Below are 23,629 nucleotides of genomic sequence, written 5' to 3' on the forward strand. Positions count from 1 at the left end.
TCTCGGTGAAACCGATCAGGATGTGATGAAGTACAGGTTTGATCCCCGCCGCCGATCGCGTCAGCCGACGGGCTCCGGGACCCGCTCGGGGGCCTCGTCCAGCAGTGGCGAGGGGCTGACCCGCAGGAGACGGGCCGCCCAGCCTGGCAGCCACCAGTTCCACCGTCCCATCATGGCCACGAACGCGGGGACCAGGATGCCGCGGATGAGCGTGGCGTCCAGCAGGATGCCAAGGGCCAGGCCGCTGGCGAAGACCTTGACGTCCAGCTCCGGGGTCATGGCCAGGGCCGCGAACGAGATGAAAAGGATCAGCGCGGCCGAGGTCACCAGCCGCCCGGTGCGCCCGACGCCCTCCACGACCGCCTGGCGGGTGTCGCCTGACTTGTCGTACTCCTCACGCATCCGGGCCAGGATGAACACCTCATAGTCCATGCTGAGCCCGTACAGGAAGGCGAAGATCGTCAGGGGGACGAACTCACCGATCGAGCCGGTGGGCTGGATGTCGAGAATCTCCCTGGTGCCCCAGCCGAACTGCCACAGGAGCACCATGGCGCCGATCACCGCGCCGAGGGAGAGCAGGTTGAGCACGATCGCCTTGATCGGCAGCAGGAGCGACCGGAACGCCCTGGCGAGCATCACGAAGGTGACCAGTGCGATCAGCGCCAGCATCCAGGGGAACGCGCCGTAGGTGTGGCTCTGGAAGTCCATGCTCTGCGCCGCGTTGCCGCCGACGCGGACGTTGTCCGGGACGGCCGCGCGGATGCGCTCGATCGTCGCCTCCCCGGCCGGGCTGCCGTTCTCGGCCACCGGCAGCACCGAGATGACCGCGGTCCCGTCGCGCCGCCAGGAGGGCGCCTGCGGCGCGAGTACGGTGGCCACGCCCTCGATCCGCCTGATGCGTTCGACGGCGGCCGCGGGATCGCCGGTCACCAGGGCGTCGATCGGCGTGATCGAGCCGGCTGGCACGCCCGCACGGGTGAGCGCGGTCAGCCCCGCGTGGCCGGGGCCGGTGGTCAGCAGGTTCCGGCTCTCGGGCAGGGCCAGGTTGACGCCCAGACCGGTCAGCGCCAGCGCCAGCAGCAGGCCGCCGGAGACCAGCGCCGCGGGCCGGCGCAGCCGTACGACGCCGCGTGCCCAGGCCGACCACGCCCGACCGGCGTCGGCCTCGCGGGCGAAGCGGCCACCTGCCGCGGCCCGGCGGTCCAGCCGCCGGCCGGTGAGCGCGAGCAGCACCGGCAGCACGGTCAGCGTCGCGGCCACGCTCACCGCGGCGATGATCATGCCGGCCAGCCCCAGGCTGCGCAGGAACGGCACCGGCAACACCACCATGGTCACCAGCCCGATGGCGACCGCCACGCCGCTGAACAGCACCGCGCGCCCGGCGCCCGCCATGGCCCGGTGCACCGCCTCGTCACCGCGGAAACCGTTCGCCTGTTCCTCCCGCCAGCGGGCGACCAGCAGTAACGAGTAGTCCACGGCGATGCCCAGGCCCAGCAGCGGCATGGTGGTCAGCGCCACGTCGTGCACCGTCATCACGAGCGTGAGCAGCAGGATCACGACGAACGACCCGAAGATCGACAGGACGGAGATGAGGATCGGGACGAGCGCGAGCATCGAGCGGAACACCAGGAACAGCACGATCGCCGCGGCGAGCACGCCGATGCCGATCTTGGCGGGCACGTCCACGCCGCCCGCGTCCACGCTGGGCGCGAGCGTGTCGAGCCCGGTGACGTGCACCTTGGTGCCGGGCGGGAGGTGCGGTGTCATCACCGCGACGATGACCGGGCTCTCGTCGGGCGTCTCGCCGAGCCCGCCGCCCGGCGGGCTGCCGTCGGAATAGGTACCGGGGAACACCAGGCCGAACGTGGTCCGGCCGTCGGCGCCGACCAGCCTCGGGTCGCCGGTGTCGGCGTAGGACACGATGCGGGCCTGGGGCAGCTTCGCCGACACCGCGGTGTAGGCCCGGCCGAGCGCCTCCTTGGAGCCGTCCGCGTGCTGCCCCTCGGGCAGGACCACGACCGGTACGAACGGCCGCTGGTAGCCGCCGTTGCCGTAGATCCGGACGATCTCCTGGTTGGCGTCGAAGGCGGGCATGCCCGGGTGGGCGTATTCCTCGGACAGACGTTGGATGGCGATGGGGGTGGCGCCCATGCCGACGAAGAACGCCACCAGCGCCAGCAGGGCGACCAGTCCTTTGCGTCGCAGGACGAAGGCCGAGAGTGTCTCCATGGCAACCAGTGGAACAAAATGATCTTCAACGGCTGCGCGGGCGTTCTTAGACGCTTCTGTGAATCGCCGATCCCTGGGGGATCTCCTTCTCCGGGCGGGTGAGACTGGACGCGTGAGCCGCATCCTCGTCGTGGACGACGAACCCTATCTCGCCGATCTTGTCGCGACCGCCCTGAGGTATGAGGGATTCGAGACGGCCATCGCCGCCACGGGCGCCGCGGCGGTCGCCATGACCGGCTCCTTCCGGCCGGACCTCATCGTGCTCGACGTGATGCTGCCGGACGTGCTCGGCACCGAGGTGTGCCGCAGGGTCCGCGCGGCCGGGACGGAGGTGCCCGTGGTGTTCCTCACGGCCAGGGACGCGACCGAGGACAAGATCGGCGGCTTGGCGGTCGGGGGCGACGACTACGTGACCAAGCCGTTCAGCCTGGAGGAGCTCATCGCCCGGATCCGGGCGGTGCTGCGCCGCACCAAGCGGGCCGAGCCGGACACCGGCCTGCTGAGCTTCCAGGGCCTGGTCATCGACGAGGACGCCTACGAGGTGCGGCGGAACGGCACCCTTCTCGACCTGACCCCCACCGAGTTCAAGCTGCTGCGTTTCCTGATGGTCAACGCCGGCCGGGTGGTGACCAAACGGCAGATCCTGGACCACGTCTGGGAGTACGACTTCGGCGGCAACGACGGCGTGGTCCAGACCTACATCAGCTACCTGCGCCGCAAGGTGGACAACGTGGACCCGCCCCTCATCCACACCGTGCCCCGCGTCGGGTACGTCCTGCGCCTGCCCAGGGAGAACTGATGTCGCTGCGAGCCCGCCTGGTCGCCACCGTGGTCGGCCTGCTGACGCTGGCGCTGGCGCTGGCCGCCGGAGCGACGTTCGGCGCCATCCAGGACTGGCGCGGCCCCGGCAACTCCCGCGTCCTGTCGTTGAACACCCCGCAGGAGCTCCTCGCCGCCACCGACGAGCTCTCCGAGCGGGTGGCGTTCGTGCTGATCGGCACGTCCGGCTTCGGACTGGCCTGCCTGACCCTGCTGGCCGCCCAGCTGATCCGCCGCGGGCTGCGCCCGCTGGACCGCATCGTCGAGACCGCGGCGGCGATCGGCGCGGGCGACCTCGGGCGGCGGATCGAGACGGCCCCGCCCGGCACCGAGGTCGGGCGGCTCGGCGACGCGCTCAACGCGATGCTCGGCCAGATCGAGGACGCCTTCCGCGAGCGGCAGGAGTCGGAGGACCGGTTGCGCCGCTTCGTCGCCGACGCCTCGCATGAGCTGCGCACGCCCATCGCCACCATCCGCGGCTACGCCGAGCTGTTCCGGCGCGGCGCGGCCGTGCGCCAGGACGACCTGGAGAAGGCGATGGCCCGGATCGAGGGCGAGGCGACCAGAATGGGGTCGCTGGTGGACGAGATGCTCCTGCTGGCTCGCCTCGACCAGGGCCGCCCGCTGGACCGCGCGCCCGTCGAGCTGACCGGGCTGGCCGCCGACGCGGTGGCCGACGCGCTGGCCGTCGACCCCGACCGGCCGCTGACACTGGACCACGACGGGCCGGTCTGGGTGACCGGCGACGCCGCGCGGCTCCGCCAGGTGCTGGGCAACCTCCTGGCCAACGTGCTGCACCACACCCCTGCGGGCACCCCGGCGGCCGTACGCGTCGGCACGGCGGACGGCCATGCGCTGATCGAGGTCACCGACCAGGGGCGGGGGCTGGACCAGGAGCAGGCCGCGTTGGTCTTCGAGCGTTTCTACCGGGTGGATCACCGGCACGGGCACGACACCCGCCGCGGCGGCGCCGGCCTCGGCCTGTCCATCGTCCAAGCCGTCGTCACCGCGCACGCGGGCGAGGTCTCGCTCCACTCCCGCCCCGGGGCCGGCGCCGCCTTCCGCGTACGCCTCCCGCTACGCGGCTGAGCCCCACCGCCCAGCAGGCGCGGCCCGCACGGCAGCCTTCCCGGCCGCACGAGGATGGGTTCAAGCAATGACCGGACACTTAGCTCAGATGATGACAAAGGCTCGCTAGTTTGTTCAGGTGATCTCCTACCGCCCTACCGTCCCCGCCGACCTTGACCGCGTGACCGCGTGGATCGTGACCGAGCCCGTCGGTTGGATCCCCGCCGACCGTTACCTCGCAGATCTGGCCGAGGACATGTACCGGCCGGAATGGACGTGGATCGCCGAGGTCGGCGACCGGGTCGTGGGACGGGCGCTGTGGTGGGGGCCAAGGGACAGCGCGCACCCGGTCGCGCTCGACTGCCTCGACGTGGATTCCGCCATGGGGGACCGCGCCGCCATCGCAGCCGAGCTGATCAGGGCCGCGCTGGCCGGATTCCCGCAGACGGTGCAGTACGGGATCAAGGCGGCCGGCGGCTGGCGCGACGATCCGGCCACCTCGATGGCGGTGGAATGGCGGCGGGCGGCAGCACACGCAGCGGGCCTCACCCGGGAGGTGGAGCGGCTGCAGTTCGAGTGGGCACCCGCCGACGGGGTGCCCCCGGCGGCCGGCGTGTTGCGGTTCGCCGAGGCGTCCGACGAGGAGTTCCTGGCGGTATTCAGGAGGATCGCCGAGGGCAGCCTGGACGCCCAGACCCGTGCGAACCTGGCGGCCAAGGGCGTGGACGTGACCGCGCGCGAAGAGATGGACTTCTATCTCGGGGCTCCGGGCAAACGGGAGTGGTGGCGGATCGCCTATACGCACGAGGGCGCGGTGGCGGGCATGGCGATCCCCTCGGCGACGCCGTACAACGTGAACGTCGGGTATCTCGGGGTGGTCCCGGAGTTCCGGGGGCGCGGCTACGTGGACGAGGTGCTCGCCGAAATCACCCGCATCCATGCGGCCAATGGAGCGCTACGCGTCACCGCCACCACCGACGTGGGCAACGCGCCGATGGCGGCCGCGTTCCGGCGCGCCGGATACCGCACCACGGAGATCCGGATCAACCTCTCCAACGACCTCCGGCCCTAAGAGCTGCTTCTTAGCTCGGGTGCGGAGCCAGATCACCAGGTCCGCCAGGGTGACGGTGCCGGGAAGACGTAGGCGCGTCTGTCATGTCGCGTGGCCACGGCCCGGAAGTTCTTCAGCCGGTTGATCGCCCGTCCGCCGTATTGCGCTGCTTGTAGCGTTCGGTGTCGAAGCCGGTGGGCCGTCCCTCGGTCCAGCCGCGCCGGCGACGGTTGGCGCGTTGATCGTGTGGTTCGGGGAGGCTCGTGTACACGCACAACTTCGACCCGGTGACTGCCCGCGCGGGCCGCACGCTCCAGGGCGGTATGGCCGATGGAAGTATTCGTCGATTGCGCAAGTCATGAACGACGCCCGTGCGCTACCCCGTGAACTCCGTCGATCCTTGGAGGGTTGAAGGGCTGACCACGGTGGTCCTGGAGCCGTTGGACTTCACGACAGTGGTACTGCTGGCGGCGGGCGGGACGCGGCCGGTCTCGGCCGATGGGTTTGCGTGGCACGGTCATGAGGCGGTGACCGGGCAGAGCCTCGTACTCGACTGCTGGGCGGCGCGATCCCGGCCGCCCGCCTCCGACTGGTTCAGGCCCGGCTGGTTCGAGCGAGCCGAGTCCTACATCGACGGGGAGATAAAGGCTGCCGGTCGGGTGCGGCTCGGTCCCAGCCGCCAAATCAAGCACTGGAGCATGTCCGCCGTGCTCCGCACGCCGACTGACCGGGGTGACGTGTACCTGAAGGCGGTCCTGCCGAGGCTGGCTCGCGAACCGGACATCACTCGGTACCTGGCGTCGTTGCGCATCGCGCCGTTCGCCACCATCACCGCGATGTCACCTGGTGACCGCTGGTGGCTCGCCGAGGACTTTGGCGGTGTGGACGGCTGGGTGGTCTCCAAAGAGCAGCGTCGCGCATGCCTGACACAGCTGGTCATGGTACAGAAGGAGACCATTCACCGCGGGGACGAGCTGATCGCCGCGGGGTGTGTCCCGCTCACCCCGACCTCGATAGCCGACGGCGTGCGGTCGACCATGGCCCGCGACGACATCTGGCGGGCGCCCAAGCTTCCGAAGAACCTGGGCCGGGCGCTGACCGACGAGGAGGCCGACCGGCTGCAGGCACTGACGCCGTATCTGGTCGAGTGCGACGAGCGCCTGGACGAGGCGGCCATCCCGGCGACGATCGTCCACCGCGATTTCCACCCGGGCAATGTGGTCGTGCGCGACGACGAAATCCTGTTGCACGACTGGAGCTTCGCCACCGTCACGAACCCGTTGTTCGATCTGGCCTCATGGCTGCACGACGCGTCCGAGCCGGACGCCGCGGCCTACCTCGACGCCTGCTTCGCCGCCTGGGCCGACACCGTCGCTCCGGAGCGGATGCGGGGCGCATGGCGCGTGGCTAAGCCGCTCGCCGCCGTGGTGGAGATGATGAAGCTGATCGAACTGGCCGACATCGTCGGACCGGACCACGACTTCAACTGGCTACCGATGACCTACGGTTGGGCCCGGCGGCTGCTGAACGCGGCCACCGACCCCCACCTGACCATCAACGGTTGGCGAAAGTAGGGCTCATCGGCCGCGTTCGAGGGCCACTCGAGGCCCGGCGCGTAAGGTGCGCCGGACGGTGACTCCGGTCTCTGCGAGGAGATCGCACCACTGCCGTAGGTGCCGAGCCGTGGGTGGCGGCGTCCCTGGTTCCAGGTGCTCACCGAGCAGTGACGCGGGCGCCACTTCGTCCAGCATCGCGCACGGGCGTACGGCCACTGGGCCTTCCGTGGGTGCGCCCGCGCGGGTCCGCTCCTGGTCGGTCAGGGTCGTACGTAGCGCCGGAACATGGTTCCTGAGGCGAAGGAACGGTGCTCGACCAGGCGCAACCGCAGTTTTTCTCTCACGGGCAGGTACGGCTTGCCGCCCCCGACGATCACGGGGAATGCGTACACCCAGAACTCGTCGATCAGGTCCAGCAGAGAGGCGGCCAGCTCGGGGCCGCCGAGCTGGAGGGTGCCGTCGATCTCCTGCTTGAGGCGCGTCACCACGGACACGGCGTCCTTGCGACGGACGATCGTGAGCCCTTCGGGGACGGTCTGGAGGGTGTCGGAGAAGACGTACCGCGGCGTCTCCTTGTAGAACTGGGCGAACTCCCGCTCGACGGCCGGGGCGCCTTCCTTGCCCAGGTCCTGCGTCCAGGGCTTTTCCATCGCCTCATACAGCCGCCGCCCGAACAGGAACGCCGCGGTCCGGCGGACATGGTCGTTCGCCGCCTGATGAAAGTCCTCGTCCGAGTCCAGAAAGTCCATGCCACCGTCGGGATCCTCGATGTAGCCGTCGATCGAGGTGTTCATCCAGTAGATGACCTTGCCCATGAAACCCTCCTTGGTCGTGGCGGTGGTCCAGAGTGGAGACCCGATGGAGCTCCGGAACTCATCGCAGGCAGAGCGGCCAAACGGCGCTTTTCTGAATGGACTGGAGGCCCCGTGCAGCAGGGAGACAATGCCCAGCAATTCCTCGTGCGGGTGGACGGCTGGGCCGCTGGCCCACCTTCGGAAGAGGCGTCGCTGCTGGTCGAGGGTGAGGGTCTGGCCGATGAAGCCCGTGCGTGCCTTCGCCGACAGTCCGCTGGTGGGGCTTCGCGCAGATAGCCCGGGCGTCCGCAGCGTGGGCACGGCTGCTGAGCCGCCCGCTGGCACGGCTGCTGAGCCGCCCGCCGGCGCGCCTCGCGGGCGCAGTCCCGGCACAGTGTCGCATCCGGTGAGCGGACCGGATGCCCGCACGCGGTGCATCCGCGTGAGCATGTGATGCACCGGCCGGTGTCGGCCTGCAGCACCCGTTGTCTCCCGCAGGCCGGGCAGGACGCCTTGGCGGCTGCCTGCTTGAGCCGGTTCAAGCAGCGCCAGCATTGCTGGCGGCCGATGATGCCGACCGCGCCGCCGCAGTCCACACCGTCGCGTTGCCGTTTCCCCATCGCCGCCCTCCTTATTCGGTCACAGCGGGGGCATGGACCGGCCACCGCTGGAGGCGGCCTTGGGCTCGGCCGTCGGCTGCGGCGGCCGGACGCGCCGCTCGACGGGGGTGGTGTCCACCTCGAACAGGTCGTTGGGAGTGAACGCCAGCGCAGTGCACGACGCGGCCAGGGTGGACAGCTTCACCTGCGTGGGTTCCTTGTTCAGCAGCGCCGAGACCGAGGCCGCCGACAGCTCCGGCCCGACCTTGTCGGCCGGCAGCCGCCGCAACTGGGCACCGGTCCACACCTCCCGCAGCGCGGCGGCCATCCGCAGTTTCCATGGGAACTTCACGCTGTCGGCTCCCCTTTCCCGGTCAACTCGCCCAGGATGCTGGTCACCCCCCGGCGATAGGCGTCTTCGATGAAGGTGGCCGACGGCCGGACATAGCGCATCGTCGAGCTCACCGTCCAGTGCCCGAGCAACTGCTGAATGGCCACCAGGTCCACGCCGCGCTCGTCGTTGTGAGTGGCGCACGCCCAGCGCAGCGCATGCGGGCTGAACCACTCGGTCTGCGGCCGGCCCTCCAACTGCATGAGGTAGCGCAGCCGATTACGGGCAGCGCCCCGCCCGACTCATCGGCGAACAACACCGGCGAGTCGGGGAAGCGGCCGCGCGTGGCAACATCATCGAGACCGGCACCGAGTTGTCAGCGGCACTACCAGCCAACTCATCCTGCGAGCTTTGGGCGGGCCGACTTGTACCAGTCTGCGGCGGGGTCAGGTTACGAGTAGGCGAAGGCCGAGCTCCGCTGCGTCGAGAGCGATGAGGTCGCGGTTGCGTTCGGCCCACCGGCCTGAGTCAAGGTCATCACGGAGGTTGCGCACAACCCGCTGCTCGGCCTCCGGCCCGACTTTGGCCCACACCGACACTCCACGACGTACACGATCATCCAGGTACGCCTCGGGCCTGCGCCAGTAGGCCTCGAAGAAGCCGTCAGCGCAGTCCCAGGGAATGAGCACCGGCTCCGTGCGGGCTCCGATCGCGTCGGCCAGCTCGGTCAGCGAAGGCCAGCCGACCAGGAGGTCAGCGACCTCAGGCAGGTAGTCGCGAGTGAGCCAGAACCGATGACGCCATCCGGTGTCACTGCCCTCGAACGTGAACACCACCACGCGGCGAGCCACGCGCCGCATCTCGCGCAGCCCGGCGATCGGGTCCTGCCAGTGATGAATGGTGCTGACAGCCATCGCGGCGTCGAAGGACTGGTCCTCGAACGGGAGGCTCTCCGCGCTGGCAGCCACGCATGGCGCTGCGCCTGCGGGGCGCTTCGCCCGCATGACCGCCGACGGTTCCACCGCGGTGACGTCGCGGTCCGGGGGCTCGTAGGAGCCGGTGCCGGCCCCGACATTCAAGACCGTCCGCGCACCGCCGAGCGCAGCCCAGATCCTCGCGGCGATCCGCGGCTCGGTGCGCCGCGTCACGGCGTAAGTGGCTCCGATGGTGTCGTACAACTGCGCGCCGGACATGTCGCCGCCTCCCTGACTGGGGCCATTCCCACGCCAGGCACGTGGGCTGGCGTCGCCGCGCTGGATCCTCGGTGCTCTTGCCTCGACGCTGTGATGATTGCCGCTGCCCGTCCCGGGGTCAAGATCATTCGTCTTCGTCCTCGCCTGCCGGCGCTGCATTCTTGACCCGCTCATAGCAGCGGCGGACCAGGGCGTTGCGGCTTCGCCATCCCCCATCTCCAGACCACTCGCGCCCCTCCACGACAGCTCGCGAGGGTTCGGGGTCATCCAGGAGCGGCTCGCCCGGGCCGACGGTGTTCAGGACAGAACGTCGGAATCCATGCCGTTCACACAGCGCCGGCCCGGGACGTGGACGAACTGGTCGAGCTGCCGTCGAAGTCCGCCCTCAGAGCTGGAGCCGCGGCCAGGACGCCGTGTCACGCAGTAACTGCCTGTCGTGGGTGGCCAGCACCACCGCGGCCCCTGTGGTGGTCAGCGCCTGGGTCAGCTCCTCCACCAGGGCCATCGACAGGTGGTTGGTCGGCTCGTCGAGCAGCACGACCTGCGGTTGTGTGGCCAACAGGACCGCCAGGTCGAGCCGCCGTCGCTGGCCGATCGACAGCTCGGTGACCGGCCGGTGAGCGGCCTCGGACGGCAGCAGCCCGAGCCGGCCGAGCCCGATCGTGTCGGACTCGGCCAGCCGTCCTGAGCTGACGAGCCGGCCCACTACGGCGTCGTAGACCTCGAAGGCCCGCCGCCGCGACGGCGCAGGCGATTCCTGTGCGAGCAGCCCGACGCGCACGCCCCGATTCCGCTGTACGGATCCGGAGTCGGGGGTGAGCGTGCCCGCGAGCACGTGGAGCAGGCTCGACTTGCCGCACCCGTTGGGCCCGGTGACCGCGAGGCGGTCGCCTGCCCGCAGGAGCACCGACTGGGGCGTGTCGAGCCTGCCGTGCACCAGCACGTCGTCGGCCCGCAGCAGCGTGACTCCCGGTGGCGCGTCCAGGGGTGGCATCTGGAACCGCAACGGCGGCTCGGGCACGTCGACGATGTGCGCCTCCAGCGCCTCCTGCCGCCTGTGCACCGCCCGGACCAGCGCCGGCGCGCGGGTGGCGCGGGTGTGCTTGCCGGTGCCCTTCTCCGGCCGCCACCCGGTGGACAGCCGGTTCTGGGCCTCCGACAGGTCCTGGGCGAGACGCTGTCGTTGCAGCTGCTGGTCCCGGTACGCGGTCTCCCAGCGTTCCCGTTCGGCGCGTCGCCCCTCGTGGTAGCCGGCGTATCCGCCCCCGTAGGTGCGGGGACGGCCGTCACTGGTCGGATCGAGGTCCAGCACCGTGGTGACCACGTCGGACAGCAGCGCCCGGTCGTGGCTGACCAGCACCACGCCGCCTGGATGCGCGCGCAGCCTGGCGGTCAGGTGATCGAGGCCGTCGGCGTCGAGATGGTTGGTGGGCTCGTCCAGCAGGAGCAGGTCGTGCCCGGCGCCCAGCAGGCAGGCCAGCCTGATCCGATAACGCTGGCCGACGGAAAGCCCGGCCAGCGGCCGGGAGCGGTCGCTCACCGCGCCGAGGGCGGCGAGAGAGATGTCGACCCGGCGGTCGGCGTCCCACGCGCCGATGGACTCCGCGCCCGCGAGCGCGTCGGCATAGGCCTGCTCGGCACCGGGCCGTTCCTCGGCCAGGGCGATGGTGGCCGACTCGAACGCGCTCAGCGCCGCGCGCACGTGGACGAGTTCGTCGTCGATCAGGTCACCGACGGTACGGTCGTCGCCGTTCGGCATCTCCTGCTGGGCGACGCCGAGCGTGCCCGCGCGATGCACGGTGCCCGAGTCGGGCACCAGGGTGCCGGCGAGCACCTGCAGCAGCGTGGTCTTCCCGCGGCCGTTCTCGCCGACCACGCCCAGCCGGTCGCCGGGGGAAACGGTCACGTCCACGCCGGTCAGAACCGGCCGGCCGCCACGAGAGACATGGAGGTCGGTGGCGTTGAGATGAGCCCGCGCACGGGCCGGTAGAGCAATGAGGGGAGACATGCTTCCTCCGAAGGCAGGCTCCCGCGCGCCTCGGCACAAACGGAGGCGGGGAACCTGAAGGGTGAGTGACGACAGCAGAGAGGCTCAGCCGCGCCCGTGGCAGGCGGCCGAACGTGTCGTCCTCAGAGGAAGTACAAATGCACGCACCCACTGTATCCGATGTCTCACGGGCAACGTTCCGTATCCCGTCTCGGCACGACCGAAGCGCTGGGCTGCGCCGCTCCACGTCGTATGCGGCGGAGGCGTGTACGCCGGCCAGCCCGGTCACCGCGATCGCCGCACCGACGCGCGCCACGCAGGTGCGGCCGGCCCTGTGGCAGGATCCGCGCGCGAGGGCCACCACGTTGCGCCGACTGTTCTTCCCACGGCGGGCCGGGCGCGGAGTGCGTCCCTCCTCCTCGTTGGCGCGCACGTGGCGGGGCGGGTCACCGGCCAGACCGAGGCGCTGCTCGAGCGCCGCAATCCGGCCCCGGCGGCTTCGTCTGGGAGGTGGCTCCCGCTGGAGTCCTCGCCGGCTCGTAGGTGGACTCGTGCGCCGCCCTCCTGGCAGCGCTCACCTGTGACCCCGAAAGCGTTTCTCTGCGTTGTCGTCGGCCATAGAGACCGCTACGGCCCCTGCTCCGCCTCGTGATGCACCGCTCTGGACGCCGCTCGCCACGGGAGGCGATCAGGGGACACCCTCCGCTAGCGCGTTGCGTCCAGGACCGGTTTCACGTCGACGATCGGGGTGCCGTCGATGGCCTCGAGATCGGCTACCCGCACTCGAAGCCCGTCGATCGCGAGCACTCGAACGCGGTGCAGACCGATGGGATTGGGCCGGTCGGAGGAACGGGTACTGAAGACACCGGTCAGCGGCTTGCGCAGATCATCGCGCGGATGTACGGCCAAAACGGATCGGTCGGCGAGGTGCAGCCATGTGAGGACGAACACCTCATCGCCAACCGCGAGATCACGGATACCCTCGGCCATCGCGGGATCGAACGCCAGCCAAGCTTCGGGACTGCCCTCCACACCCTGCTTCGGAGCGCTCGCGCGATCCACCAAGGGCGACTCGACGACTCCGACTGGACGAATCTCGTACATCATGACTCCTCCATACCGTGGAGCAGGATCTCAGGTGTGCTCGGCCATAGCGCGGTTGCCTCGATCCGCTTGCCCAACCCCTCCTCGGCGGCGGCGGTCAGCAACGGGACGGCACCGATTCGTGCGAGGTAGTCCGTCATCTGGTCATGCGGTTCGAGGCTTACCTCGACATTAACGGCGTGCTCCTAACGACGGCAGCGGGCAGGGAGATCGGAGGAGCAGCTCGTGAATGATCGAGCCGAGTCCGCGGGTCGCCCGATCGCCTCCGTCCCTAATGAGCGCACCGGAGACGGCGGGATACGTCACGGACGCATCGGTGAATCAGGCAGGGCTCGAAGCTCCTGAGCACCCGGCGCGACGCGCGGCTTCGCAGCAGCCACGATCGTCGCCGCGAGAGCCATTCGATGGTCCTTCGCCCAGGGCGGCCCCAACGTCACCCGAGGGCCGTACAGGACCTCGCCGGTCCGCTCAGCCAGGATTCCGGCCGCTTGGTTCTCCACGTCCTTGGCGTCATAGACGTGGACAATCCAGCCACGTGCGTGTGCGACCTCGGCCAAGATCTGGCGGTACATGACGGAGTCCGCTTGGGATTCGTACGGTGCACGTCGTTGGACGGCGATGTCTTCGGGGAAATCGAGCGGCCAGGCTCGCAGCGAAACTGAGATGATCGGTTCGCGCAGTGCGGATGCGAGTGCGTCCAGTGAAGCTGCCGTCGCCCGGGCTGCCGACGCCCGCACTCGGGCTACCAGCTCCGAGGTCGCGGCATCGCTGAGCGGTTTGCCTTCGTGGTGGATGGGCGCCGTCGGCATGCCGGGCTCGATCAGTTCGATCCGCCGGCGGTCCACTACCTGGTAGTCGGCCGATGCGGTGACTGCCACGGCCCAACCGAGATGATGGGCTATCCCCACACGCATGGCTTCGAGTATGCCCTCATCCGCACCGGCCGGCCCGCGAACCCCGGCGCGTCGTCGAAGGGCAGCCACCGGTCTGCCGGCACCTTCTCCGCGACCACTCGGCAGAAGTACACGTATGCCATCCACCAGCACCTGATCCCGGAGTTCGGCGCTCCCCGGGTGGTCGACATCCTGCCTGTGCACGTGCGTCACTGGCACGGCTGGCGCATCTCGAGGATCTGACGCACCATCACGCGTGCCGGCATGCGGTCAACCGGACGCTGCTTGCGCCGGTTCTGTGCACTTTGACCGATTGTGATGTGACGTGCCTTCGCCGCTCGCACTGCCTGGCGAATTCGCCGTCCCGGAGAGGTGGGACCTCACAGAGGGGTTCGAACCGGGCGTCGTGGGGTTCGAAAGCAACCTGCTGGGTCCCGCGGGGGAGGAAGTCATGCTCAGCGTGGCCGACAAGAGCACAGGATCGAAGGTCCGGGTCACGAAGACCGTTGACGTGAGCAAGGACACCAAGCAGCAGTGGAAGCGCGAGGTGCACCCGGGCCGGGGCATCACCTACACCAATGTCTTCAGCGACATGCGCCTCACCTATCGCCCTCAGGGCGGCTTCGACTTCGAGCAGTGGCCCATCGGCATCTTCAACGAGGGTCAGTCTTCGAGGAGAAGCCCATCGCCTGCCAGGAGCGGACGCCGCAGTGAGCCGGTCGGCCACGGTCAGAATCAGCGTCGCCGAGTGCCGTGACCATACCGCTGTGACGAGCTGGACGAACCCAAGCGCCCGGGTGGGGCCCCCGGTTCACCCTTCCGGCGAGCTCTGCCGACGGTCGCGACAACCGGAACGAGGAGCAGGCGGAGGCGGCTCGTCCTGGGCTGATCGTGGTCATGGACCGTCGTGGCGCATGCGGGCGGTTGCGCCGGCGGGCCGTACCGCGCCGGAGGCGAGGGCCAGCAAAGCTTTGTGATGGCTGATCCCTCATTGTGTGATGAAACGATGACGACGCGGTTGATCACCGGATTCGTCTGATTGCCTACGGATCATGCAGCCGACGAACCCCTCTCCTGACTCCCTGTTCCCCCAAGGATCCACGGGCCGCCGTCGTGCCCGGGTGATGGCGGCCGTGGCCGTCGCGGCCGGGGCCACGCTGGCGGCCTGCGGCGCATTCACCGCAGCCCCCGGCGACGGACCTGCCGCGGCGGACGCGACGGCCCAGCACGCCGATCAGGCCGCGACCAGCGTCAGGGTGTTGTGGATGGGCGACTCCATCGCGGGCGCCGAGGCCCCGGCCGTGGAGGCCGCGCTGAAGGCCAGCGGTGTGCAGTTCAAGAACGCCACCTCCGACGGCGGCGGCAACATCGTCGCCGGTGATCATCCGGTGACGGCCGTGGCGGCCAAGGACACCTGGAAGAGGCTGAAGGAGGACCTCGCCTCCTTCCGGCCGACGGTGATCGCGTACCAGATCACCACCTACGACTGGGGCACGCCCCGCCAGCAGCTGGCGGCCTACCAGAAGCTCTCCCGGACGGCGAAGGACGCCGGTGCCCGGCTCGTCCTGGTGTCCGCCCCGCCGTTCAAGATCGACGAATTCTTCAAGCCTCACGAGGACGCGATCAAGAGCGCGCCCGCGATGGCCGCCAAGGTCGCTGACGTTCGCTACCTGGACGCCTCTGAGCTGTGGGGGGACGACTACGCCGCCGACAAGGCCCAGCGTGCCAAGGACGGGATCCACTCCTGTCAACAGGGGTCGGCGGCCTTCGCCACCTGGTTCGCCAGGCACCTCGGCAAGCTGGCCGGCTTCACTCCGGCCGCCCCCGGCACTTGGGCCACCGGGCCGTGGACCGGCGACGAGCGCTTCGTCAAACTCGGCTGCGGCTGATGGCTCCAGCCTCCCGCCGAGCGCATATCGGCGCGCTCGACGGGCTGCGCGGGCTTGCCGTCGCCGCGGTCCTGCTGTTCCACGCCGGGCACATGCGCGGCGGGTTTCTGGGCGTCGACCTGTTCTTCGTCCTGTCCGGCTTTCTGATCACCGGTCTGCTGCTGGAGGAGCTCGCCGGGCGCGGCCGTATCGACCTGGTGGCCTTCTGGGGGCGCAGGGCCCGTAGGCTCCTTCCCGCGCTGGCCGTCATGGTCGCGGCAACGTTGCTGCTGGCCTGGGCGTTCGCCGGGCCGGACGTGCTGGGGTCCGCCCTGCGGGACGCGCCATGGGCCGCCGCCCAGAGCCTGAACTGGCATTTCATCGGCGAGCAGATCGGATACTGGAACGCCTCCGGCACCCGTCTGTTCGCCCACCTGTGGAGCATCAGCGTGGAGTGGCAGTTCTACCTGGCCTGGCCCCTAGTGGTGGCGCTGGCCGGGAAGGGGCACGGCGGGCAGCGGCGGGTCGCGTTCGTCGCGGTCGCCGGCGCGTTCGTCTCGCTCCTGCTCATGATCAGGCTTGGGGCGGCCGTGGACACCACCCGCGCCTACGAGGGTACCGACACCCGGGCCTGCTCCCTGCTCCTCGGCGCGGCCGCGGCCAGCGCGCCCGTGCGCCACGCCGTGGCCCGCCTGTCACGCACGGCCGTGGACGTGATCTGCGTCCCGCTGCTGGGCGGGCTGCTCGCGTCATGGGCGCTGACCAGCGGGGAAACGTCCCCCGGCCTGTTCCAGGGCGGGATGTTCGCGCACGCCCTGGCCGGTGCCGCGCTGATCGCGCTGCTCGCCCACGCGCCGGACGGTCTGGCGGGCCGGGCAGTGGGCAGCGCCGTACCGCGCCGGCTGGGCGATCTGTCCTACAGCCTGTACCTGTGGCACTGGCCGGTCTATCTGCTGCTGCCACGGCCGGTGGCCGGGCTCACCGGCTGGGGCTGGACGGTCACCGCGATCGGCCTGTCGCTCCTGGCTGCGGTAGTGTCGAAGATCGCCGTCGAGGACCCGGTACGGCTGCGCGCCCGGTGGGCCACCGGACGCCGTGGATGGGTGGCCCTGGCCGTCGCGGGAGTGATGGCGGCGGGAGTGTGGGCGGCGATACCGCGGCCGCAGCCCGGTGCCGGGACGGTCGATGTGAGCAGGCTCGGCCGGCTCTAGCCAGGTCACACTGGTGACATCGCGTCGAAGAGGAGGAACCACACATGCCGGGGATGCTGTGCCGCGTGGCGACCGTCCTGGTCGCGACGGTGGCGCTGGCGGGCTGCGGGATCACCGACACCGATGCGCTGCCCGCCGGTCAGCCGGTCCAGGGCGGCCTGACCGAGAACAGCGACCAGCTACTGCGGGTGTACTTCGTCACGCAAGAGGGCACCTGGCCGGTCTCGCGGCCGGCCCCGGCCGGAAACCGGCTGCAACGGGCCATGAACGCGTTGCTCGCCGGCCCCACGGCGGAGGAGCGGGCCCGAGGGCTGGTCACACAGCTTCCCTCGTCAACCCAGCCGGTCCGGGCCACGACGATCAGAGGCCGGGTGGAACTGCGTCTGCCCTGGCAGGTACGCAACCTGCAGCCGGTGGCGGTGAGCCAGCTCGTGTGCACGGCCGCCGCCGCGGACGTCGGCGACGACTCCGTCGTCGAGGTGGTCGAGCCCGCGATGGAGCGGCCCTGGCCGGTCAGATGCGACGAGAACGGGTCGGCCGTCCCAGCCGACCAAGGAGCCTCCTCATGACATGCGTGCTCGTGATAGAAGACGATCCGGCCGTGCGCTGGGGAGTGAGCGTCGGCCTCCGCCACAGGGGTCACGAAACCATACTGGTCGCGACCGGTGAAGACGGTCTGGCCGAACTCGTCGCGGGCGCCCCCGAGGTCGTGCTGCTCGACCTGATGCTGCCCGGCATGAGCGGCCTGGAGACCTGCCGCCGAATCCGCGCCTTCAGCCAAGTGCCCATCGTGATCCTGTCCGCGCGCGACGATGACGTGGACATCGTGGTCGGTCTGGAGGCCGGCGCCGACGACTACGTGATCAAGCCTGCCAGCAGCGAGGTCATCGAGGCACGCATGCGTGCGGTGCTGCGCCGTACCACGCCGCCCGCCTCCTCCGGCCAGACACACACCACCCACGGCGACTTGCTCATCGACCGGGTCGCCCTGCGCGCGCTCAAGCACGGCACGCAACTTGCGCTGGCGCCGACGGAGCTGAAGCTGCTGCTGTTCCTGTCGGCCGCGCCCGAACAGACCTTCAGCCGCCAGCAACTCCTGGAACAGGTGTGGGAGCACAGCTTCCACGGCGACTACCGGCTGGTCGACGCGTGCGTGATGCGGCTGCGGGCCAAAATCGAGGACGACCCCCGCAACCCCCGCTACATCCAAACCGTGCGCGGCTTCGGCTACCGCTTCGGGCCGCTGTGATCCACCTATCCCTCGCTCGCGGCCTGCGAGCTCAGCTGGTCCTGGTGTTCCTCCTGGTCTCCGTGCTCAGTGCGCTGATCGCCGCCACCATCACCTTCCGTCAGGGCCGCACCGCGATCGTGGAGCGCGCCCAGGCCGACGCCCTGCAGGATCTGCGCGCCCACCTCGCCTCCCGGACGCCTGACCTGCCCGCCGACCCCACCGAGACGGACCTGCGTACGCTGGCGCTGCAACTGGACCGCGCGGCAGGCATCCGCGGCTGGCGCACCGCCCTGTCCTATCGCGGCGGCCCGCTCATCGCCACCGGAGCGCAGCCGCCACTGCCCGCGCAGTTGCGCACTCAAGCGGCCACCTCGACCACCGCACTGGCCCAGCGCTTCCATCGCGGCCAGGCGCCCTGGCTGGCCGTGGCCCTCCCGGTCACCGCCGCCGCCCGCCCACACGGCCCCCCGCCCCTCGTCGTGTACGCCTCCTTCTCCCTGGCCTCCCAGCAGCAGGATGTGGACACCCTGGCGGCCGCCGCCCGCGCCGGAGTCCTGCCCGTCGCCCTGGTCGCCATCGTTCCCGCGCTGCTGGCCGCGCGCAGACTGCTGCGACCGGTACGGCGTCTGCGGACGGCCGCCGAGCGGATGGCGGGCGGCAGTCTCGACACCCGCGTACACGTCACCGGCAACGACGAACTCGCCGACCTCGGCCGTACTTTCAACACCATGGCGGCCACGCTCCAGTCCGACGCGGCCGCGCTGCGCGACATGGAAGCGCGGGCACGCCGGTTCGCCGCCGACGTCTCCCACGAGTTGCGCACCCCGCTGGCGGCCATGTCCGCCGTGACCGAGGTCCTCGATGCGGACGCCGCCTCCGGCCGCCTCGCGCCACTCACCGCCGAGGCGCTGCGACTCGTCTCCGACGAGACACGTAAGCTCAGCCGCCTGGTAGAGGACCTCATCGAGGTGTCCCGCTTCGACGCCGGCGTCGCCGTGCTGAGCCTTGACGAAGTCGACGTGGGAGAGCTCATCGGCAAGACGCTGGCGCTGCGGCACTGGCGCGACCGGGTCCGCACCGACGTTCCCCCTGGGCTGCGCGCCCGGCTCGACCCGCGCCGCGTCGATGTCATCCTCGCCAACCTCGTCGGCAACGCGCTGCGGCACGGCGGCACGGCGGTATCGGTGCTCGTCCAGGTTCGGGCCGATACCGAGCAAATCGCCGTCACCGTCTCCGACGACGGGCCCGGCATCCCCGCCGACCTGCTGCCCCACGTCTTCGACCGCTTCACCAAAGGTGACGCCGCCCGTACCCGTACCGACGGCAGCGGCCTGGGCCTGGCCATCGCCACCGAGAACGCGCGCCTGCACGGCGGCACTCTCACCGCGACCAACGCCCCCCGAGGCGGAACCATCCTGACGCTCACGCTGCCGCGGAATCCACCATGAGGAACGCCCGTCACGCGCGGCACCAGATAAACGGGCAGGCCGGACCCGCGGGGCGGGCCGCCGCCCTGGCCGGAGGCGGCACCGCCTGCACCGAGGTCGGGGCGTTCACCCACGATCAGAGCGTGTCGGCCTTCGCCTGACGAGTGCGTCCCCACCGCAAGAGCAGCCGGGCCGCGTCCGCCGTGACATCGTGGTGCCATGACCATCGAAGTTCGCCCGGCTTCGGTTTTCGAGGATGTCCGTGCCCTGCTCGGCCCGAAGACACCTGGGGCCAACGTCTGCTGGTGCCTGAGCTACCGGATCCCGTCCAAGCTCAACAACGAGCTTCGCGGGCCCGCCCGCGGTGAATACGTCGCCGAGCTGTGCCGTGCCGATCCCCCTCCGGGGGTGCTCGCCTACGACGGCGACGAGCCGGTCGGCTGGGCCGCTGTGGCACCGCGCTCTGAAACCTCCTTCGCGCGCAACCGTAAGATCCCGAACGTCGACGACCAGCCGGTCTGGTCGCTGTGGTGCATCCGCGTACGCCCCGGTCACCGGAGGAGGGGGATCTCACATGCCCTCATCGCCGGCGCGGTCGAGTTCGCCCGCGCCCACAGCGCGCCGGCGATCGAGGCGTACCCCCTCGACAACGGCGACGCCAGGGTCGACATGACGATGGCGTACGCGGGGATCCGGAAGAACTTCGAGCGCGCCGGGTTCGCCCACGTTGCCGACACCACCTCGGTGCTGGCCGGTCATCCCCGGGTCCTGATGCGGCTCGACCTGCGCTGACAGATCAGCCCTCGACACTGGCGGCCGGCGCAACGAGGCAGCCATCGATCTTGAGTGACAACGCTCACGGCGAGCTGCATGACGAGCTGGAGCTGCTCGTGCGGGCGGGAGGTCGCGTGGCAAGGCGCCCCAGGCACTTCGGCGAGCGCGTAGCCGTTCCAGAGGCATTGCAGAATCGGACCGCGGTCCGATATTGTCTCGGCAGAGACAACCGGACTATGGTCCGATTAGTTTGGAGGTAGCGACGTGACCGCACTTATCACTCGTGACGAACTGAAGGCGGCGATCGACGCCGGGACCGTGACCGTCGTCGACACACTCGGCGGCGAGTACTACGCCAAGCAGCATTTGCCCGGCGCCCTGCCCCTGACTCCAGCCGAGACGAACACCCGGGCCTCGGCTGTACTACCTGACCGCGACGCCGCGATCGTCACGTACTGCTCCAACCCAGCATGCGCCAACAGCGGCCAGGTCGCCGACCGGCTCACCGCCCTCGGCTACACCAACGTCCGCAAATACCGCGAAGGCATCGAGGATTGGGCGGCCGCGGGCCTGCCCACCGAATCCGTCTGAACAGCGCGGCAACCGGCCGAGCAGCACGGCCGCCTGGCGCAGTCCGTCGAAGACGGCACGCAGGGGGCGGTCGGCGCCTCCAGCGTGGCGAAGGGCAGGCTGAAAACCTGGTTGAACCAGGCTGCGGCCGGTGCCGCTCGGGAGGGCCCGAGCGGTCCGCAGCCGGCTGAGCCCGGCCGCGGCCGAGGCCCCGCCGACCGGCTGAGGTGCTGCCGGGCCGGCGGGGGGGTGTGTCAGGGGGTGGTGACGGTCGCGCCGGTGACCGCGGCCGACCAGTACAGCGCCCTTGCCACCTGCGGGAACAGGCCCTTCGGGTGGTTGCGGAACATCGGCTCGGTGCCGAACAGCACCACCGCCGCGCCCCGCTCGTCCCGGCCGCTCACCACGGCCGCCTGGCCCCTGGCCGCGTCCGGGCCGCCGGTGCCGTCGGCGTTGGCGCGCCAGTGGCCGGAGACGAGCGGGCCCTCGGAGGCGTACGACTGCTCGACCGTGACCTCGGCCCCGAGCGCGGTGAACCAGCGCGGCGAGTACACGAACGAGTGCTCGGGCGAGCCGCTGCCGACGGGCCCGCCGGACGCGACCGTGCGCACCACGCCGTTGGCGTCGCCGCGGCCGGCGACGGCGGTGGCGGTGAGCAGGCCGGCCGCGGCGTTGAACGTCGCGCCCGTGCCGCCCCGGGTGATCACTCCCCCGGTGGCGAGGAACGCGTCGAGCGCCGTACGGGCCGCCGGGTTGAGCGCCGCGTAGCTGAGCCCGCTGGAGACGTACAGGACGTCGGTGGCGCTCCAGTCGAAGCCGGCGTTGAGCACGGCGGTGGAGACCGGGGTCACGGCGAAGCCCATCTCGCGCAGCGTGAAGAGCTCGTCGGCGGAGGCGGCCGCGGCGATCCGCACCTGCGCCAGCGGCGTCCCGGTGGCCGAGCCCGCCGGGGTGAAGACCACGCCGTAGCGGTCGGACACGGTCTTCGCGGCCTGACGGGCACTGGCGGGGACGATCGCGGCGCCGTCGTTCGTCCAGGTCACCGCCACACCCTGGGCCAGCAGGTCGTTGAGCGCCAGGACCTCCTTGGCGTCGGTTACCTTGAGCACGAGGGGGCCGGTGGTCCGCGGGACCGACCCGGTGGGGGCGGCGGCCTTGACCGGCTCGGACCAGACGTTCAGCGCGCCGGAGGCGACGCTGTCCACGGTGGCGCCCCAGAGCAGGCCGTGGCTCCAGCCGGAGATGTCGTACATCGCATCGACCCGGCCGGAGATGTCCGCGCCCGGCTCCAGCATCACGTTCGCCAGGCCGCGCTTGGGCTGGCGCATGTCCACGACGTACGAGCCCGCCGGGTACGTCGTGCCGTTGAGCCTGAAGGGATGCTTGGCCCGCTCGACCCGCACGTCGTTGGCGATCAGGTGGTCGACCAGGCGGGCGGCCGCGGTGGCGGAGCGCTGCCCGGTGATGACGTACGCGCGGGGGAAGGTCGTGTTGTAGACGTCCTCGGGGCCGAAGCCGGGCACGATGCCGAGCGGCACGACCTTGGACGGCTCGCCGGCCGCGCCCCGCCGGAAGGCCTCGATCTGGTCGGCGATCAGCTCGTCGTGCTTGGACTGCACGAAGCCGTACGTCGCCCGGATCGCGGCCGCGGCCACGTCGGTGTTGATCGCGGATCGGCGGCGCAGCTCCTCCACCGGCAGGGAGGTGTAGTCGGCGTTGTTGACCCTGAGGGGGATCTCGACGGTGTGCGAGGCGACCGTGCCGTGGAAGGGCGCGTACTGCGGGGTGAAGATCGGCGGCCAGTCGTCCCAGCCCTCCGCCGAGTCCCGGAACGGGATCTGCACCGGGCGCACGCCGTCCTTCTCGGCGGTGTAGCCGAGGCCGTTGACGGCGGCCTCCATGCCGAGCCCGTTGGCGTAGGTGTTCCTGATGAACAGGTCGTACTCGTAGTTGGCGCCGTGCGGGGGCGTGGTGGGCTCGATGAGGGTGCCGTTGACGTACCCGTGCAGGTCGATCATGGCAACCGGCTGGGTGTCGATCATCACCTGGCGCATGGCCCGGACCTCCGGCTGGGAGGCGGTGACGAAGTCGCGGTTGAGGTCGAAGCCGACGGCGTTGGCGCGGGTGCCGTTGACGCGGCCGTCGGGGTTGGCGGTGATGTTGAAGTACAGCCTGGTGCGCTTCATGAGGTCGGCGACCCGAGGATCGGTGCTGGTCGCCAGCTGCTCGATGGTACGCAGGGCGGCGTCGGTGCCCTCCCACTCGTTGCCGTGGATGTTGGCGTTGACGAAGATGGGCGCCTTGTACTTCTTGACGAGGTGGCGGGCGGCGGCCGGGGCGTTCTCGATGCGGTCGCGGATCCGGCTCTGCTCGCCGGCCTCGCTCCGGCTCTCCGGCGCGGTGACGGTGACGAGGTAGAGGTCGCGGCCCTGGTGGGTGCGGCCGATGATCTCCGCGCTCACCCGGTCGCTGCGCCGCTGCAGGTCGTTCAACTTGGGCGCGATGGCGTGGTACGGCGCCAGGCCCAGTTTGATGGAGGCGTCGGCCGGGTTCTCCGCGGGGACGGGGAGCTGGGTCCGCCTGGGGTACCCGCGGTCATGGGTCCATCCGTACGCGTCCGCGCCCGCGGTCGTGTCGGGGGCGCGGCGGAGCGACTCGGCCTGCTGCCCCTTTTCTGTTCCGGCCGCGACCTCGTTCCGTTCGGGACCGTTGCCGAAGTCGCGGACGGCGGGGTGGGGCGGCTCCGCCGGATCGGCGACCGCCGCCCCTGGTGAGGCGACGAGCGCGGCCGAGACGGCGATGCTCAGGAAGGCATGGGATAAACGCACAAAGGCCTCCACAAATCAGAAGTGCGGTCTCGTTCGTAAGATTCAGGGCCAAACCCACACAAGACACCGTGATCAGAGCGACGCGCAATCCATGCC

Annotated in this window: 24 protein-coding genes and 1 pseudogene; 14 read left to right on the top strand and 11 right to left on the bottom strand. The window is 70.4% G+C overall.

The genetic code is table 11. The annotated features are described in order from the left end of the window. Positions 1-60 precede the first annotated feature (60 nt). The gene (locus tag ID574_RS36685; protein ID WP_188193610.1) at positions 61-2,229 is read right to left on the bottom strand and encodes an MMPL family transporter; all 2,169 of its coding nucleotides are present in this window, start codon (positions 2,227-2,229) and stop codon (positions 61-63) included. A gap of 112 nt (positions 2,230-2,341) precedes the next feature. Here ID574_RS36685 and ID574_RS36690 point away from each other — a divergent pair, with 112 nt between their 5' ends. The 3 genes from ID574_RS36690 to ID574_RS36700 all read left to right on the top strand — a co-directional run bounded on the left by ID574_RS36690 (position 2,342) and on the right by ID574_RS36700 (position 5,188). Next, entirely contained in the window at positions 2,342-3,028 is a 687-nt protein-coding gene (locus tag ID574_RS36690; RefSeq protein ID WP_188193611.1) for a response regulator transcription factor, read from the top strand. Continuing rightward, positions 3,028-4,137, top strand: a complete 1,110-nt coding sequence (locus ID574_RS36695; RefSeq protein WP_188193612.1) for a sensor histidine kinase — start codon at positions 3,028-3,030, stop codon at positions 4,135-4,137. The genes ID574_RS36690 and ID574_RS36695 overlap by 1 nt, the downstream gene beginning before the upstream one ends. A gap of 118 nt (positions 4,138-4,255) precedes the next feature. Further along, entirely contained in the window at positions 4,256-5,188 is a 933-nt protein-coding gene (locus tag ID574_RS36700; RefSeq protein ID WP_223167449.1) for a GNAT family N-acetyltransferase, read from the top strand. Between the two features lie 21 nt (positions 5,189-5,209). Here the strand turns inward: ID574_RS36700 and ID574_RS60475 are convergent. Next, a pseudogene (locus ID574_RS60475) lies at positions 5,210-5,429 on the bottom strand (IS5/IS1182 family transposase); the annotation flags it as partial. A gap of 163 nt (positions 5,430-5,592) precedes the next feature. Between ID574_RS60475 and ID574_RS36705 the strand changes: the two are divergent. Continuing rightward, positions 5,593-6,741: an aminoglycoside phosphotransferase family protein gene (locus ID574_RS36705; protein ID WP_188193613.1), complete on the top strand. Its 1,149-nt coding sequence runs from the start codon at positions 5,593-5,595 to the stop codon at positions 6,739-6,741. Between the two features lie 242 nt (positions 6,742-6,983). Here the strand turns inward: ID574_RS36705 and ID574_RS36710 are convergent, their stop codons facing one another. The 8 genes from ID574_RS36710 to ID574_RS36745 form a co-directional block, all read right to left on the bottom strand. After that, a complete protein-coding gene (locus ID574_RS36710) occupies positions 6,984-7,538 on the bottom strand; it encodes a dihydrofolate reductase family protein (protein ID WP_188193614.1) in 555 nt (184 codons plus the stop codon). A gap of 618 nt (positions 7,539-8,156) precedes the next feature. After that, entirely contained in the window at positions 8,157-8,468 is a 312-nt protein-coding gene (locus ID574_RS36715) for a helix-turn-helix domain-containing protein (RefSeq protein WP_188193615.1), read from the bottom strand. After that, positions 8,465-8,710 carry a tyrosine-type recombinase/integrase gene (locus tag ID574_RS36720; RefSeq protein ID WP_223167450.1) on the bottom strand — a complete coding sequence of 82 codons (246 nt, stop codon included), beginning with the start codon at positions 8,708-8,710 and terminating at the stop codon, positions 8,465-8,467. Before ID574_RS36720 ends, ID574_RS36715 begins: the two co-directional genes overlap by 4 nt. 183 nt (positions 8,711-8,893) lie before the next feature. Beyond that, positions 8,894-9,640, bottom strand: a complete 747-nt coding sequence (locus tag ID574_RS36725) for a class I SAM-dependent methyltransferase (RefSeq protein WP_223167451.1) — start codon at positions 9,638-9,640, stop codon at positions 8,894-8,896. 385 nt (positions 9,641-10,025) lie between these two features. Continuing rightward, positions 10,026-11,648, bottom strand: coding sequence for an ABC-F family ATP-binding cassette domain-containing protein (locus ID574_RS36730; protein WP_188193616.1), 1,623 nt, complete (start codon positions 11,646-11,648; stop codon positions 10,026-10,028). Positions 11,649-12,332: 684 nt separating this feature from the next. Then, positions 12,333-12,734, bottom strand: a complete 402-nt coding sequence (tsaA, locus tag ID574_RS36735) for a tRNA (N6-threonylcarbamoyladenosine(37)-N6)-methyltransferase TrmO (RefSeq protein WP_188193617.1) — start codon at positions 12,732-12,734, stop codon at positions 12,333-12,335. Then, the gene (locus ID574_RS36740; RefSeq protein WP_188193618.1) at positions 12,731-12,871 is read right to left on the bottom strand and encodes a sigma-70 factor domain-containing protein; all 141 of its coding nucleotides are present in this window, start codon (positions 12,869-12,871) and stop codon (positions 12,731-12,733) included. The genes tsaA and ID574_RS36740 overlap by 4 nt, the downstream gene beginning before the upstream one ends. Before the next feature lie 162 nt (positions 12,872-13,033). Then, entirely contained in the window at positions 13,034-13,609 is a 576-nt protein-coding gene (locus tag ID574_RS36745; protein ID WP_223167452.1) for a hypothetical protein, read from the bottom strand. A 12-nt stretch (positions 13,610-13,621) separates the two neighbouring features. On the opposite strand from ID574_RS36745, the gene ID574_RS36750 reads away from it, so the two are divergent. From ID574_RS36750 to ID574_RS36795, 10 genes are all read left to right on the top strand, one after another. Beyond that, positions 13,622-13,867, top strand: a complete 246-nt coding sequence (locus tag ID574_RS36750; protein WP_188193619.1) for a tyrosine-type recombinase/integrase — start codon at positions 13,622-13,624, stop codon at positions 13,865-13,867. Positions 13,868-14,075: 208 nt separating this feature from the next. Beyond that, positions 14,076-14,381: a hypothetical protein gene (locus ID574_RS36755; RefSeq protein ID WP_188193620.1), complete on the top strand. Its 306-nt coding sequence runs from the start codon at positions 14,076-14,078 to the stop codon at positions 14,379-14,381. Positions 14,382-14,676: 295 nt separating this feature from the next. Continuing rightward, positions 14,677-15,513, top strand: coding sequence for an SGNH/GDSL hydrolase family protein (locus ID574_RS36760; RefSeq protein WP_223167453.1), 837 nt, complete (start codon positions 14,677-14,679; stop codon positions 15,511-15,513). Then, positions 15,513-16,703, top strand: coding sequence for an acyltransferase family protein (locus ID574_RS36765; protein ID WP_188193621.1), 1,191 nt, complete (start codon positions 15,513-15,515; stop codon positions 16,701-16,703). Before ID574_RS36760 ends, ID574_RS36765 begins: the two co-directional genes overlap by 1 nt. 44 nt (positions 16,704-16,747) lie before the next feature. Next, positions 16,748-17,272 carry a GerMN domain-containing protein gene (locus ID574_RS36770; RefSeq protein ID WP_223167454.1) on the top strand — a complete coding sequence of 175 codons (525 nt, stop codon included), beginning with the start codon at positions 16,748-16,750 and terminating at the stop codon, positions 17,270-17,272. Further along, on the top strand, positions 17,269-17,952 hold the full coding sequence (locus tag ID574_RS36775; RefSeq protein WP_188193622.1) for a response regulator transcription factor: 684 nt from the start codon (positions 17,269-17,271) through the stop codon (positions 17,950-17,952). The genes ID574_RS36770 and ID574_RS36775 overlap by 4 nt, the downstream gene beginning before the upstream one ends. Beyond that, a complete protein-coding gene (locus tag ID574_RS36780) occupies positions 17,949-19,382 on the top strand; it encodes a sensor histidine kinase (RefSeq protein ID WP_223167455.1) in 1,434 nt (477 codons plus the stop codon). Before ID574_RS36775 ends, ID574_RS36780 begins: the two co-directional genes overlap by 4 nt. Beyond that, a complete protein-coding gene (locus tag ID574_RS36785; protein WP_188193623.1) occupies positions 19,379-19,522 on the top strand; it encodes a hypothetical protein in 144 nt (47 codons plus the stop codon). Before ID574_RS36780 ends, ID574_RS36785 begins: the two co-directional genes overlap by 4 nt. Before the next feature lie 58 nt (positions 19,523-19,580). After that, a complete protein-coding gene (locus ID574_RS36790) occupies positions 19,581-20,153 on the top strand; it encodes a GNAT family N-acetyltransferase (RefSeq protein ID WP_188193624.1) in 573 nt (190 codons plus the stop codon). 246 nt (positions 20,154-20,399) lie between these two features. Next, complete coding sequence (locus ID574_RS36795; RefSeq protein WP_188193625.1) at positions 20,400-20,726, top strand: rhodanese-like domain-containing protein; 327 nt, start codon at positions 20,400-20,402, stop codon at positions 20,724-20,726. Positions 20,727-20,959: 233 nt separating this feature from the next. Here the strand turns inward: ID574_RS36795 and ID574_RS36800 are convergent, their stop codons facing one another. Then, positions 20,960-23,533, bottom strand: coding sequence for a M14 family zinc carboxypeptidase (locus tag ID574_RS36800; protein WP_223167456.1), 2,574 nt, complete (start codon positions 23,531-23,533; stop codon positions 20,960-20,962). Between the last annotated feature and the right edge of the window lie 96 nt (positions 23,534-23,629).

The sequence above is a fragment of the Nonomuraea sp. SYSU D8015 genome (assembly GCF_008065375.1).
Taxonomy (GTDB): Bacteria; Actinomycetota; Actinomycetes; order Streptosporangiales; family Streptosporangiaceae; genus Nonomuraea.